This window comes from Acidaminococcus sp. BV3L6 (assembly GCF_000468835.1).
GTDB lineage: Bacteria > Bacillota > Negativicutes > Acidaminococcales > Acidaminococcaceae > Acidaminococcus > Acidaminococcus intestini.
Genome location: NZ_AWUR01000011.1, coordinates 24,465 through 37,830, shown reverse-complemented (window position 1 = coordinate 37,830; position 13,366 = coordinate 24,465). Strand labels below are relative to the sequence as shown.

Sequence of the window (13,366 nt, the reverse complement as noted above, 5' to 3'; positions counted from 1 at the left end):
CTGAAAAGGACTGCTCACCCATAGGGCGGCAGTCCTTTTTCCTAAGGAGGAACAAACGATGATGCATGATCATCAAGTGCTGATTCCAGCGGCCTTTGTCAGCAGGCCCAATCGCTTTGTGACAAAGGCGGTCATGGGGGATGCTGTTGTTACTTGTCATATGCCCAACCCGGGTCGCATGTGGGAGCTCCTTTATGAGGGGACGCGGCTTTACCTTCGAAAAGCCAAGGATCCAGCGCGTAAAACGCCCTATGATGTTGTCGGGATTGAGCGTGACGGTGTCCCGATTCTGCTTGATACACAGTATAACAATGATGTGGCAGAGTACCTTATCCGGAACCATTTGATCCCTGGCTGGGAGTCCTGCCGTGTCGTAAAGCGGGAAGTCACAGTGGGGGACAGCCGCTTCGACCTGCTTCTTGAGCAGGAGGGGCAGCCATTTTATGTAGAAGTCAAATCATGCACCCTTTTTGGTCGTAAGGGTGCCATGTTCCCGGACGCGGTCACCGAAAGGGGCCGCAAGCATATCGAGGAACTTGCCGCCATGCATGATGAGGGAATCAGGACGGGACTTCTCATCCTCGCCCACTGGAACCGGGCTGAATGGTTCCTTCCTGATTACCATACAGATCCTGCTTTTGCGGAAGCCTTTCGGCGCTGCGCACCCCGCCTTGATTGGAAGGCCTTTTCCCTTTCCTGGGATAAGACCTTTACTTATCCTGAACCAGGAAAACTTCTTATGTACCCAGAGACGCTCCTTGCAGAGGAAAATCAGGACGCCGGGGACTACTTTGTGGTTCTGGAACTTGCCGAAAATCGAGATATTGCCGTAGGCAGTTTAGGGAAAGTACATTTTCCCAAGGGCTTTTATGTCTATGTCGGATCTGCAAAAAAAAATCTCATGAAACGGCTGGAACGGCATAAACGGAAGCGCAAGGGAATGCATTGGCATATTGATTATTTTCGTAATGAAGCCAAGGTTCTTGCTGCCCTTCCCGTAAGGACCCAGGATGATTTGGAACATCTCATGGCGCGGGAACTGATAAAGGCCGCAGACTGGTCCATCTCTCACTTTGGTGCGACAGACTGCCCGGAAGATGGGTCCCATCTTTTTGGGTTTATAAAGAACCCGCTTCATGAAAAAGGCTTCATGGATATCGTCGAAAGGTTCCGCATGAACCGTCTCGATGCCCGGGCAGTAAAAGAAAAGGGGTAAAGAAAAAGGACCCATCCTGTGATGACATACAGAGTGGGTCCATGTTTTATTTGACTTTTTTCACAAGTTCCGGAAAGGGGGAAAGAACGCGCCTTAAGATGCCGTTCATATAAGCAATGGCAATCCCATAATTGGTCATGGGAATGTTCTCGGTTTTTGCAAGTTGCTGCCGATAGGAAACTTCCTGTGGGTTCAGCATGCAGGCTCCGCAGTGGACAATCAGTGAAAAGGAAGAAAGGTCATCGGGAAAGCCCTTGCCGCTTGTAAAGGAAAATTCCGGTGTTTTTCTGGAAAAGCGGCGGATCCAGTCAGGCATCTTCACTGTACCGATATCGTTGCACTGACGGTGATGGGTGCAGCCTTCGGAAATCAGGACACGGTCGCCCTCTTTCAGACGTTTTAGTTCATTGGCACCTTCAATAAAGGCTTCCAGTTCTCCTTTATAGCGGGCAAAGAGAATGGAAAAACTGGTAAGCGGTACATCTTCCGGCACCATGTCCTTCACGGTAGAAAACGCTTGAGAGTCCGTAATGACAAGGCGAATACTGTCATGAAAGGCCTTGACGGTGGAAGGCAGTTCGTCAGGTTGTACAACAATGGCCCTTCCATGGAAATCGAGGATTTCCCGGATGGTCTGCTGCTGAGGCAGGATCAGCCGCGCTTTTGGTGCTGACTCGTCAATAGGAACGACAAGAACAACCAGATCGCCGGGCGCCAAAAGATCTCCCAACAGAGGGCGCTGCGCTTTTGCAGTGGGATTCATCCGGGAAAGGCGTTCCTTAAGCTCCGTAATGCCTTCATGGGTCTGGGCACTGACAAAAAGAAGATGGTCCTTTTCTGCCTGAGGTAGGAGGGGAGCGCTGTATATATCGATTTTGTTGACAATGAGCATGTAGGGAACCTTTCGTTCCTTGATTTCCTTAAGAAGACGCTGATCAGCTTCTGACAGGCCAAGGGCCGCATCGACAACAAGGAGGGCAATATCTGTGCTGCGCAGGACAAAGCGTGCTTTTTTGACGCGTTTTTCACCTAGAGCCCCTTCATCATCAAGGCCAGGTGTATCTGTAATCAGTACGGGGCCAAGAGGAAGGATTTCCATGGCCTTGGAGACGGGGTCCGTCGTCGTGCCCTTGAAGTCGGATACAATGGAGAGGTCCTGTCCTGTTAGGGCGTTGATCAGGGAAGATTTCCCTGCATTGCGGCAGCCAAAAAGTCCAATGTGGACGCGTTCAGCCGCTGGGGTTTCATTAAGCGAAGAGGCCATAGCAAGCTCCTTTCTGGGATGGGAACCCATCCCTCAAAAATTTTGACTTCTATACTATACCTCATCTTCCCTGCTCCGTCGATGGGATTTTTCCCAAAAGGGTGAAAATCGGCGCTGAAAGATGAAAAAAGCTGGATGAACCGGCATTATCCCCTGGTATATCCCTCCATATTTTGCAAAAAATTTTCAATTTAGATTGGACATTCTTATTCATTCGTGGTATCTTCATAGCATTGTAAGACAGAATTTGCAGTCTATTTGCAGTAGGAGTTGAATCCATCGTGGAAGTCTATTATATGGCAGCCCTGGCCCATCTTTTGGGTTCCCGCGCCGCTCTTTTGGGGCCTCGACTTGCAGCCTATTTTGGGTCGGCAAAGGAAGCCTTTGAGGCTTCTTTCGAACAGGTGAAAGCGTCAGGCATACTCACAGAAAAAGGAGCCCAGCACTACCGAAAGTGGTATGATCCTGGCCTTCCTCAAAAAATAGCCGATTACTGTGAAATCGCCCATATTTCACTTCTTGGCATCCAGGAAAGTGGGTATCCAGCTTCACTTAGGGAGATTGCGGATCCGCCTTGGGTCCTGTACGTCAAGGGTAAGCTGCCGAATCTGACGGCTTATCTTGCAGTTGTTGGGTCACGCAAAGCTACCGGATACGGTCTATCCATTGCAGAACGTTTTTCCCGCGTCCTTGCGTCGGAGAAGATTGCCATCGTAAGTGGCGGGGCCTATGGCATTGATGCAGCAGCCCATGAGGGGGCCCTCCTTGGCGGAGGAAAGACAATCTCCGTTTTGGGCTCCGGCCTGGCGCGCCCCTATCCAGTTCGACACAAAGGTCTTTTTCAACGTATTTCCGAAACGGGTGCTGTCATCTCTGAATTTTCCCCTTTTACTCCGCCCATGGCCTATCAGTTTCCCATGCGCAACCGCATTATCGTCGGGCTTTCTTCCGGAGTGCTTGTCGTCGAGGCTGCACTAAAAAGCGGGGCTATGATTACGGCTCACTTAGCGGCGGATGAAGGCCGTGATGTCTATGCTGTACCGGGCCCCATTGAATCATTCACAAGCAAAGGAACCCACGCCCTTATCAAGGAAGGTGCCCATCTTGTTGATGATCCGCAGGATCTTTTGGACGTCTATTTTCCCGAGGACGTTCCCAAGGGGGCCCACGCAGTAGAACTTTCTTTATTTGAAACATTTCCCGTTCCCGACCGGAAAAAAGCAGAAGCCCTTTATGATTTTATCAAGGGAGGAAATGGCAAACAGATGGAAGAAATCATGGCCCATTTTCCCTGGCCGCTTTCTTTTGTCAGCATGCTTCTCCTGCGTATGGAAGTTGCCGGCATGGTCCGTAAAAGCGCGGGCAATCGATATTTAGTTCGCTAAAAAGGAGTCAGATGTTTTATGGCTAATCTTGTCATTGTAGAATCACCAACAAAATCAAAAACTATCGGTCGTTTCTTGGGAAAAAACTATACTGTCAAGGCCTCCATGGGTCACTTGCGTGATCTTCCCAAAAGCCAGTTCGGTGTGGACGTGGATCATGATTTTGAGCCTAAGTACATCAACATCCGTGGAAAAGGTGACCTCATCAAAGAACTGAAGACCCTTGCCAAAAAAGCGGACAAGATATATCTTGCAACGGACCCTGACCGCGAAGGGGAAGCCATTGCTTGGCATCTGGGCTATTTATTGGGCGTCGATCCAGAAAGCAACTGCCGGATTTCCTTTCATGAAATCACACCTCATGCGGTCAAAGAAGCTATCAAGCATCCTGCTGCCATTGATATGGATAAGGTCGACGCACAGCAGACGCGTCGCATCCTCGATCGTATTGTCGGCTATAAGCTGTCGCCCCTTTTGTGGCGCAAGATTGCCAAAGGTCTTTCGGCAGGCCGTGTCCAGTCTGTAGCAGTCAAGATCATCTGCGACCGGCAAAAGGAAATTGATGCCTTTGAGCTGCAGGAATATTGGACGAGTTCCGTAACCCTTACGGCAGATAAACCAAGTCATAAATTTACGGCAGAGGTGACGAAAAAAGAGGGCAAAAAACTTGTCATCCATAACGAAGAGGAAGCCCGGACCGTGACCAAGGAACTGCTGAACCAGTCCTATGCCGTTGCTTCTTCGGCAGTAAAGGACAGGATCCGCCGCCCCATAGCTCCTTTTACGACCAGTTCCCTTCAGCAGGAAGCGGTCAAGCGGCTTAATTTTACAACGAAAAAGACCATGATGCTGGCCCAGCAGCTTTATGAAGGCATTGCCCTTGAAAAAAGGACTCCTGTCGGCCTCATTACCTATATGCGTACGGACTCTGTCCATCTGGCCAGTGTTGCCGTTGCGGAAATTCGCAATTATATCGGCGAGGTTTATGGCGATGCCTACTTGCCGAAAAAGCCAAACGTATACAGCAGCCGTAAGAATGCCCAGGAGGCCCATGAAGCCATCCGTCCGACCTCGGTCATGCGTACCCCCGATGAGGTTGCGCCCTATCTTGAACGGGATCAGCTGCGGCTTTACCGCCTGATTTGGGAACGGACCGTATCCTGCCAAATGGCACCCAGCGTCAGTGAGGTCACAACCCTCATCATTAACGGCGGGCCCTACGAACTGCGCGCTTCCGGATCTGTTGTTAAATTTGATGGTTTCCTGACTTTGATGGATAAAAAGGAACTTGCCGGGGAAAAGACAAAGAAGGTTCCACACCTTAAGGAGGGGACGCCCCTTACCCTCATTTCCGTCGATGATGCCATTCAGCATTTTACGGAACCGCCTGCCTATTTCACGGAAGCTACCTTAGTCAAGGAACTGGAAGAAAAGGGAATTGGACGGCCAAGTACTTATGCCACCATCATCCAGACCATCCTTTCCCGCGGTTATGTAGCCAAGGAGGCAAAAAAAGTCATGCCGACGGAATTGGGCATGACGACCATTGAACTTTTGACCCAATATTTCCCCAATCTGATTGATGTGCCCTTTTCTGCTCATATGGAAAATGAATTGGATGCCATCAGTGAGCACAAGACTAAAAAGGAAACTGTCCTCAAGGAGTTCTATGGGCCCTTTGAAAAGGAACTGGAAATTGCCGACCGTGAAATTCCTGTAAAACCTCAGGAAGTCATTGTAAGTGATGTAAAGTGTGAGAAGTGCGGCCGTATGATGGTCGTAAAAACAGGGCGTCATGGAAAGTTCCTTGCCTGCCCTGGATTTCCGGAATGCCGCAACACGAAACCTTATTACGAAAAAATTGGCGTCGCCTGCCCGCTCTGCGGTCATGATCTGATTGTAAGAAAAACCAAGACAGGACGGACTTTTTATGGCTGTTCCCATTATCCGGAATGTCATTTTACAAGCTGGGATAAGCCCATCAACGAAACATGTCCCCTTTGCGGTCATATCATGCTGGAAGCGGTTCAGCGCGGCGGGAAGGTCGTGCACCACTGCAGCAATCCTGAGTGTCCAAACAGCGGCGCCAAAAAGAGCGGACTAAAGAAAGTCAGTGCCAAGGCCGCTCTTGCGAAAACAGAAGGAACCGCTGAAAAAACAGTGAAAAAAACGACTGCAAAAAAAACAACAACGGCCAAAAAGACTGCCGTAAGGAAGACCGCGTCTACCAAGAAGACCGCTTCCACTAAAAAGACCGCCGTGAAAAAAACTGGAAAGGAATGAAAGAAACTATGACTGTTCATGTGATTGGTGCGGGCCTTGCAGGCAGTGAGGCCACATGGCAGCTTGTATCGCGGAAAATCCCTGTCAAGCTGCACGAAATGCGTCCCAAAAAATCAGATCCTGCTCACCATACGGCATATTACAGTGAGCTTGTCTGCAGCAATTCCCTACGGGCCGATAACATTGAAAATGCCGTCGGCCTTTTAAAGGAGGAAATGCGGCGGTTGGACTCCCTCATCATGGCTCAGGCGGACGCACACCGCGTCCCCGCTGGCGGGGCATTGGCTGTCGACCGTATGGGTTTTGCCCAAGGAGTTACGGAAGCCATCAGGAATCATCCGCTCGTGACAGTCATTGAAGAGGAAACAATCGATCTTTCCTTTCCAGAAGAAGATTACGTCATTGTAGCAACAGGCCCCCTTACGAGTGAACCCTTATCTGGCGCAATCCAGAATCTTGTTTCCCAGGACTATTTCCATTTCTTTGACGCAGCCGCGCCTATTGTGACCTTGGAATCCATCAACGAGGAGATTGCCTATAAGGCATCCCGTTATGGAAAAGGGGAGGCCGCCTATTACAACTGCCCTTTGAACAAAGAGGAATACCTGCGTTTTTGGGAAGCTCTGCGCACAGCCGAAGTGGCCGACGTAAAGGACTTTGAACATGGGATGGTCTTTGAAGGCTGCATGCCGATTGAAGAAATGGCCGTTCGCGGCGAGGATACCATGCGATTTGGTCCCTTGAAACCGGTTGGGCTTCCCGATCCCCGAACGGGGGAAGATCCCTATGCCGTTGTCCAGCTGCGTCAGGATAATGGGGCAGGGAGCCTCTTTAACATGGTTGGTTTTCAAACGCATTTGCGTTGGCCAGAGCAAAAACGAGTTTTCCGGATGATTCCCGGCCTTGAAGAGGCTGAATTTATCCGCTATGGTGTGATGCATAAAAATTCTTACCTCAATTCACCGCTTCTTCTCGATGCCGATTACAGCCTGAGGAGTCATCCTCACCTTTATTTTGCCGGTCAGATGACAGGTGTGGAAGGGTATGTGGAATCGGCAGCCTCCGGCCTTGCTGCAGGCATCTACCTTTCCCGTACCCTTTCTGGAAAGGCAAAGCTTCTTTTCCCCAGGGAAACGGCCATTGGTGCCCTGTCTCATTACATCAGCAATCCAGAAGTCAAGCATTTCCAGCCCATGAATATTAATTTTGGACTCATTGCCCCGTGGGACGGTCCACGTATCCGTGGTAAAAAAGAGAAGAATCACGCCATCGCGATGAGAGCACTGGATATTTTGGAAAATTATAAAAATTTGTTGCACAATTAACTTATATGTGCTAGTATGAATTATCAGGATTTTACCTACAATTTCATGAATGGGGGAGGTGCTTGCCATGAATAATGTACTGGACCCAATGGCTGAGCGTTTTCTTCGTTATTTGCGTGTAGAACGCAATGATTCCCCCAATACAATCCTGAACTACAAAGATGACCTGATTGCTTTTTCCGTGTTTTTGTCAGGTCGGGGGAAAGCTACTTGGCTTGAGGTATCCCTTCTTGATATCCGTTCTTATCTCGCCCAGCTTCATCGGGAGGAAAAGGCGAGACGAACTATTGCCCGACGCATTTCTTCCCTGCGGTCCTTTTATCGATATCTCATGCGTGAAGGCCTTACGGACAAGAATCCCTTTACCAAGGTCAAGACCCCAAAACTCGAAAAAAAACTGCCTGTTTTTTTAGAGGAGTTCGAGATGAATCATCTCTTGGAGCTGCCTGATCTTTCTACGGAGCTAGGTCAGCGGGATCGGGCACTGCTGGAGTTTCTCTACTCAACAGGCTGCCGCGTGTCGGAGCTTGTGGGACTGACGTTGACCCGTTTGGACCTATCCAATCGCTATGCCCTACTTTTGGGAAAGGGCCATAAGGAACGGATCGTTCCCTTAGGTCATCCCTGTATTAGGGCCATGAACGCTTACTTGACAGGAGCTCGGCGCGTACTCATGGAAAAGTATGAAGTCCCTTCTCATGACTTCATCTTTGTCAATCATCGAGGTACGCCTCTTACAGCACGCAGTGTGAGACGTATCCTTGACCGTTATGTGGAAATGGCGTCCATTCAAAAACACGTCAGCCCTCATACGATTCGGCATACTTTTGCCACACATCTACTCGATCACGGAGCGGATTTGCGCTCCGTTCAAGAACTGCTTGGACACGCAAGTTTATCAACAACGCAGATTTACACGCATGTCACAGCGGACCGAATTGCATCGGTGTATAAGAAACATCATCCAAGAGCGTAATGGGAGGAGACAGCATGCTGGCATTATTAGAAAAAACAAGAATGATCAACAAGCTTCTGCAGAACACGGAAGTCATCAGCTACAAAAAGATGGCCGAAGTCCTCAAGGACGTCATCAAGGCCAATATCTACATTGTTTCCAGTGAAGGTGAACTGCTGGGCTATTCAATCCTTGATGGATTTGAATGTGAACTGATGATCAAAAAGGTCCTTGACGTTGGCCGTTTTCCTGAAAATTATGTAAAGTGGCTGGAACAGATTCGTGAGACCTCTTCCAACTATCGACTTGTCAAGAATATGTGTGCCTTCAGTGATGATACCAAATGTCTTTTTGAAAGCAAATATACAACGGTTGTCCCTATCTTTGGAAACGGGGTCCGTCTAGGTACACTGATCCTTGGAAAGTTCAAGAAGGAGTTCATCGATTCCGATTTACTCCTGTCAGAATATGCAGCTACTGTCATCGGCATGCAGCTGCTCCATGACAAGGCTGTACACATCGAGGAAGCCTCCCGTAAAAAGGCTATGGTTCAGATTGCTTTTTCAAATCTGTCCTACAGCGAACTGGAAGCCATCTCTGAAATCCTGAAGGCACTGCCAGGGGATGAAGGCCTTCTGGTAGCCAGTAAGATTGCTGACCAGGCCGGTATTACGCGCAGCGTCATCGTCAATGCCCTGCGTAAGTTTGAAAGCGCGGGCGTCCTCGAGACCGAATCCCTGGGAATGAAAGGAACTTATGTCCGTATCCTCAATGAATATCTGCGGGATGGTCTAAAAGAACATCGAAAATAATCTGCATCAAGGGTGCTGGTCTATTCGGCACCCTTGCTTTTTATCTGAAGGGCAGCGGACAGTTCCACGTCATGCTTCCTTATGTTGTTTCAGAAAGGAATACCATTATGCTTTCCCTTGATGCAACCATTATCTACCGCATCCCGGCCCTGCTTATGGCCCTTACGGTTCACGAATATGCCCATGGTGCCATGAGCACGCATTTGGGTGACCCAACCCCAGGTGCGCAGGGGCGCCTTACGATGAATCCTTTGGCCCATTTGGATATCATCGGAACCTTGGTCCTGCTTCTTGTCGGTTTTGGTTGGGCCAAACCTGTCATGGTCGACTCAAGATATTATCGGCACCCCCGACATGACATGATGAAGGTGGCCCTTGCTGGACCCTTGGCCAATTTGTTTCTCTGTTTCCTGGCCCTTTCACTGGACGGATTTTTCCTGCGCTATTTTGCTTCCCGAACGTTTTACAGCGTCCATTTTTTCCTGCAGTGGCTAAGCTTATACAATGTTTGGTTTGCCTTCTTCAATTTGGTGCCTCTCCCACCTTTGGATGGATTCAAGGTCCTGAGCTATTTCTTATCGCCCAGTGCGCAATATCGCTATGCCAATCTTGTTGGGCCTTATTCGAACCTTATCTTGATTGTCCTGTGTTTTACAGGTATAATTGGAATCATCATCAGTCCTCTTGCAACGCTTTATCTTCGTTTGGCTAGTGAAGTCAGCTATCTTCTGCTGACGCCTTTTGCCTTTTTCCTGCCGTAAGGGAAGCGGCCTTGCGTTACGGGGGACAGCTTGTGGGGGATTGCGTTTTATGTCGGAAGCCTTGACCGTCAAACTGCCTGATTTTGAAGGACCGCTGGACCTGCTTGTCCATCTCATTGAAAAAGATAAAGTCGATATCTACGATATCCCCATCGTATCAATTACGCAGCAGTATATCTCATACATCAATGAGATGCAGGTCTATGACCTTGATATGGCAAGTGAGTTTCTACTCATTGCAGCGATGCTGCTTCAAATTAAATCCCGTATGCTCCTGCCAAAGGATGATGCGGAAGAGGATGAAGAGAACGATCCGCGGGACATGCTCGTAGAAATGCTTGTTCTCTACCAAAAGTTCAAGAAAAGGGCTGGACTCCTTAGGGAATGCCTTACGGAATCCCGCCTTTTTGCTGTTCGGGCACCGATGAAGCTGGATACAGGGACAAGAAAGATCAAGTCCTACACCATGGCCGATCTGCTTCGCACCCTGATCAGGATGATTCCTGCTCCAGACGAGCGCCCGGCTGTTATTCCGCGGCAGGAGTTCCATGTCCAGGACAAAATGGAAGAAGTTCTCCACCTTCTGAGAAAAAAGAAAAGTAAAAAACAGAAACTGGCTTTTACCGACTTTATCCATGCCAGACATAATCGGAGTGAAACCATTGCTGCCTTTCTGGCCCTTTTAGAACTGCTGCGCCTAAAGCAGATTTCCATTCAGCAGGATGGCGCCTTTTCCCCTATCTATATTACAGAACGAAAGGAGACCGCTCATGGCGATATCGAAACTGGGACAGCTTGAAGCCTTGCTTTTCGCCGCTGGTGACCCCCTATCCCTTGACAGGATAGCCAGTGCGCTTCATCTTTCGCTGAATGAAGCCGATGATCTCTTGAGTCTGCTTTCAACGTCCTATCAAGCGGAGGATCGGGGCCTTACACTAAGGCGAGTCGCTGGGGGCGTTCAGGCGGTCACTAAAAAAGAGGCCATTAGTGTGATCCGGGATCTTTACGAAAAGCAGGAACAGAAGATTTCGAACGCAGCTATGGAAACTCTCGCCATTGTGGCTTATAAACAGCCGGTTACCAAAAGTGAGATTGAAGCCATTCGTGGGGTCAAGGTTGATGGGGTTGTTAGTACCTTGACGGAGATGGAACTCATTATGGAAGTTGGCCGCAAGGAAGTCATGGGGCGGCCTATTTTATATGGCACGACAGAAAAGTTTCTTGTGACCTTTGGCCTTGAATCCCTCTCTGCGTTGCCGGAACTGCCTGAAGAACTTCTGGATGGGGTCTTTGAAAGGGAAGAGGCGGCGGACATAGGAAGAGATAAAGAATCTGTACATGAGGAAGGAGTACCCAGTCTGGACCAGACGGGGCATGAATAAATGACGGAAGTACAAGTTGAACGGCTGCAGAAAATGATGGCAGCCTCTGGCGTTGCAAGCCGCCGGGAGTGTGAAAAGATCATCCTGCAAGGACGGGTCACCGTGAATGGCAAGCCCGTGATAGAACTTGGAACAAAGGTCTCTCCTACGGATCGGATCCTCATTGACGGGCGTCCCTTGCGCAAGGAAAGACACCGTTATTTCCTGCTCAATAAACCGCCTGCCGTCATGACCACCATGAAGGACCCGCGGGGCCGCAGGACGGTCGCCGAGCTGATGGATAAGGAACGGGAACGCGTCTATCCAGTGGGCCGTTTGGATTTCATGACGGAGGGCCTTCTCATTATGACGAATGATGGCGCCTTGGCCCAAGGCATGACCCACCCCAGTTATCACATCAATAAGACCTATGAAGTCGTTGTCGACGGGCACGTTGAAGAAGAAAAGCTGGACAAGCTGAGGACGGGTATCCGTCTGTGTGATGGGATGACAGCGCCTGCCCTCGTGGAGGTCAAACGCTATGATTCCCGTCGTGATCAGTCAATTTTTGAAGTCACCATTCACGAAGGACGCAATCGCCAGGTTCGGCGCATGTGCGAAGCCATTGGCTATCCTGTGAGGAAACTCAAACGGACTCAGGTCGCTTTCCTTTCTTTACAGGGTGTCAAAAAAGGAGCCTATCGCGAATTGACAGATGATGAAGTCGTGCATTTGAAGAAGCTGGTGATGCATCATGAATAAGGTCATTATCATTGGCGGCGGGGCGGCGGGACTTTTGGCGGCAATCTCTGCAGCCCAGAGGGGAGCCGACGTAACTATTCTGGAGCGAATGGAACGGGCTGGCAGGAAGCTCATGATTACGGGGAAAGGGCGCTGCAATATCACCAATCACTGCACGATGGATGAGATGATTGCCCATATCCCGGGTAATGGCAAATTCCTTTTCGGTGCTTTTCATCGCTTTACCAATGAAGATATGATTGCTCTTTTGGAAAGCCATGGACTAAAAACCAAAGTGGAGCGGGGAGGCCGCGTCTTTCCCCAAAGCGATAAAGCTTCCGATGTAGTTCGGACTCTGGAAGGAATCCTTTATGGACTTGGAGGAAAGATTTTCTTTCACCGCCGAATCACGCAGCTAGCGTGTCAAGAAGGTAAGGTCAGTGCCGTATATGATACAGATGGTCGCTATTATGAAGCTGATGCCTTTATCATTGCGGCAGGAGGGGCTTCCTATCCGCGAACTGGATCAACGGGGGACGGCTATGACCTTGCCCAGCAAGTCGGCCACACCATTATTGCGCCGAGTCCTGCTTTGGTTCCCTTGAATTGCGACCTGGGGGACATGAAGGCCCTCCAAGGCCTATCCCTGCGCAATGTAGAGGCTTCCCTTTGGGATAAAGGAAAGCTGGTAGGAAAGGAATTTGGCGAAATGCTCTTTACTCATTTTGGAGTCAGCGGACCCATTATTCTTACCCTTTCCCGGGAAGCGGCGCGTTATTTCAAAGCCCATCCGCAAGGCTTTTTGAATCTTTCCATCGACCTTAAGCCGGCGCTTACCCGGGAGCAGCTTGACGCGCGGCTTCAGCGGGATTTTCAGAAATACAGCCGCAAAGGCCTCAAAGCGGGCATGCACGACTTGCTGCCCCAGGCCCTTATCCCCTTTGTCATAGAAGAGGCCTGTTTGGTGCCTGAGCAGCCTGTCAATCAGCTGACACGCAAGGAACGCCTTCGTCTCGTTGATGTCCTCAAGGGTTTTCCCCTTCCGGTTACGGGGACGCGCCCTCTTGAAGAAGCCATTGTTACAAGCGGCGGCGTAAGCATCAAGGAAATCTCACCATCGACCTTTGCTTCCAGGCTTTACCCGAATCTCTTTTTTGCCGGTGAAGTCATGGATGTAGATGGCTTTACAGGCGGTTATAATCTGCAGGCGGCTTTTTCCTCCGGCTATGTAGCGGGAAAAGAAGCAGCTGAACTTTGAAAAGA

12 protein-coding genes are annotated in these 13,366 nt (G+C 49.7%); 11 read left to right on the top strand and 1 reads right to left on the bottom strand.

From position 1 onward, the window contains the following. Nucleotides 1-58: 58 nt before the first annotated feature. Nucleotides 59-1,216, top strand: coding sequence for a DNA/RNA nuclease SfsA (gene sfsA / locus HMPREF1246_RS03105; protein WP_009014719.1), 1,158 nt, complete (start codon nt 59-61; stop codon nt 1,214-1,216). A gap of 46 nt (nt 1,217-1,262) precedes the next feature. Here sfsA and hydF read toward each other — a convergent pair whose 3' ends face one another. Beyond that, nucleotides 1,263-2,480 carry a [FeFe] hydrogenase H-cluster maturation GTPase HydF gene (hydF, locus tag HMPREF1246_RS03100; protein ID WP_021736663.1) on the bottom strand — a complete coding sequence of 406 codons (1,218 nt, stop codon included), beginning with the start codon at nt 2,478-2,480 and terminating at the stop codon, nt 1,263-1,265. Between the two features lie 281 nt (nt 2,481-2,761). On the opposite strand from hydF, the gene dprA reads away from it, so the two are divergent. The 10 genes from dprA to HMPREF1246_RS03050 all read left to right on the top strand — a co-directional run bounded on the left by dprA (nt 2,762) and on the right by HMPREF1246_RS03050 (nt 13,361). Further along, entirely contained in the window at nt 2,762-3,865 is a 1,104-nt protein-coding gene (gene dprA, locus HMPREF1246_RS03095) for a DNA-processing protein DprA (RefSeq protein ID WP_009014721.1), read from the top strand. 18 nt (nt 3,866-3,883) lie between these two features. Then, nucleotides 3,884-6,148, top strand: a complete 2,265-nt coding sequence (gene topA / locus HMPREF1246_RS03090; RefSeq protein ID WP_021736657.1) for a type I DNA topoisomerase — start codon at nt 3,884-3,886, stop codon at nt 6,146-6,148. Then, the gene (gene trmFO / locus HMPREF1246_RS03085) at nt 6,145-7,473 is read left to right on the top strand and encodes a methylenetetrahydrofolate--tRNA-(uracil(54)-C(5))-methyltransferase (FADH(2)-oxidizing) TrmFO (protein ID WP_014128482.1); all 1,329 of its coding nucleotides are present in this window, start codon (nt 6,145-6,147) and stop codon (nt 7,471-7,473) included. The genes topA and trmFO overlap by 4 nt, the downstream gene beginning before the upstream one ends. 67 nt (nt 7,474-7,540) lie before the next feature. Beyond that, nucleotides 7,541-8,449: a tyrosine recombinase XerC gene (gene xerC, locus HMPREF1246_RS03080; protein WP_009014724.1), complete on the top strand. Its 909-nt coding sequence runs from the start codon at nt 7,541-7,543 to the stop codon at nt 8,447-8,449. Nucleotides 8,450-8,463: 14 nt separating this feature from the next. After that, a complete protein-coding gene (gene codY, locus HMPREF1246_RS03075) occupies nt 8,464-9,240 on the top strand; it encodes a GTP-sensing pleiotropic transcriptional regulator CodY (RefSeq protein ID WP_016459515.1) in 777 nt (258 codons plus the stop codon). 107 nt (nt 9,241-9,347) lie between these two features. Continuing rightward, nucleotides 9,348-10,001, top strand: a complete 654-nt coding sequence (locus HMPREF1246_RS03070; RefSeq protein ID WP_009014726.1) for a site-2 protease family protein — start codon at nt 9,348-9,350, stop codon at nt 9,999-10,001. Between the two features lie 49 nt (nt 10,002-10,050). After that, nucleotides 10,051-10,800 carry a ScpA family protein gene (locus HMPREF1246_RS03065; protein WP_009014727.1) on the top strand — a complete coding sequence of 250 codons (750 nt, stop codon included), beginning with the start codon at nt 10,051-10,053 and terminating at the stop codon, nt 10,798-10,800. Continuing rightward, complete coding sequence (gene scpB, locus HMPREF1246_RS03060) at nt 10,772-11,383, top strand: SMC-Scp complex subunit ScpB (RefSeq protein ID WP_021736652.1); 612 nt, start codon at nt 10,772-10,774, stop codon at nt 11,381-11,383. The genes HMPREF1246_RS03065 and scpB overlap by 29 nt, the downstream gene beginning before the upstream one ends. After that, the gene (locus tag HMPREF1246_RS03055) at nt 11,384-12,124 is read left to right on the top strand and encodes a pseudouridine synthase (RefSeq protein WP_009014729.1); all 741 of its coding nucleotides are present in this window, start codon (nt 11,384-11,386) and stop codon (nt 12,122-12,124) included. After that, nucleotides 12,117-13,361 (top strand): NAD(P)/FAD-dependent oxidoreductase, encoded by a 1,245-nt coding sequence (locus HMPREF1246_RS03050; RefSeq protein WP_021736661.1) that lies wholly within the window; start codon nt 12,117-12,119, stop codon nt 13,359-13,361. Before HMPREF1246_RS03055 ends, HMPREF1246_RS03050 begins: the two co-directional genes overlap by 8 nt. Nucleotides 13,362-13,366 lie beyond the last annotated feature (5 nt).

What these genes read in the sequence shown, in the direction of transcription:
- xerC (WP_009014724.1), top strand. Translation starts at nt 7,541, where the DNA reads ATGAATAATGTACTGGACCCAATGGCTGAGCGTTTTCTTCGTTATTTG.
- topA (WP_021736657.1), top strand. Translation starts at nt 3,884, where the DNA reads ATGGCTAATCTTGTCATTGTAGAATCACCAACAAAATCAAAAACTATC.
- scpB (WP_021736652.1), top strand. Translation starts at nt 10,772, where the DNA reads ATGGCGATATCGAAACTGGGACAGCTTGAAGCCTTGCTTTTCGCCGCT.
- HMPREF1246_RS03070 (WP_009014726.1), top strand. Translation starts at nt 9,348, where the DNA reads ATGCTTTCCCTTGATGCAACCATTATCTACCGCATCCCGGCCCTGCTT.
- HMPREF1246_RS03050 (WP_021736661.1), top strand. Translation starts at nt 12,117, where the DNA reads ATGAATAAGGTCATTATCATTGGCGGCGGGGCGGCGGGACTTTTGGCG.
- HMPREF1246_RS03065 (WP_009014727.1), top strand. Translation starts at nt 10,051, where the DNA reads ATGTCGGAAGCCTTGACCGTCAAACTGCCTGATTTTGAAGGACCGCTG.
- HMPREF1246_RS03055 (WP_009014729.1), top strand. Translation starts at nt 11,384, where the DNA reads ATGACGGAAGTACAAGTTGAACGGCTGCAGAAAATGATGGCAGCCTCT.
- hydF (WP_021736663.1), bottom strand. Translation starts at nt 2,480, where the DNA reads ATGGCCTCTTCGCTTAATGAAACCCCAGCGGCTGAACGCGTCCACATT.
- trmFO (WP_014128482.1), top strand. Translation starts at nt 6,145, where the DNA reads ATGAAAGAAACTATGACTGTTCATGTGATTGGTGCGGGCCTTGCAGGC.
- sfsA (WP_009014719.1), top strand. Translation starts at nt 59, where the DNA reads ATGATGCATGATCATCAAGTGCTGATTCCAGCGGCCTTTGTCAGCAGG.
- codY (WP_016459515.1), top strand. Translation starts at nt 8,464, where the DNA reads ATGCTGGCATTATTAGAAAAAACAAGAATGATCAACAAGCTTCTGCAG.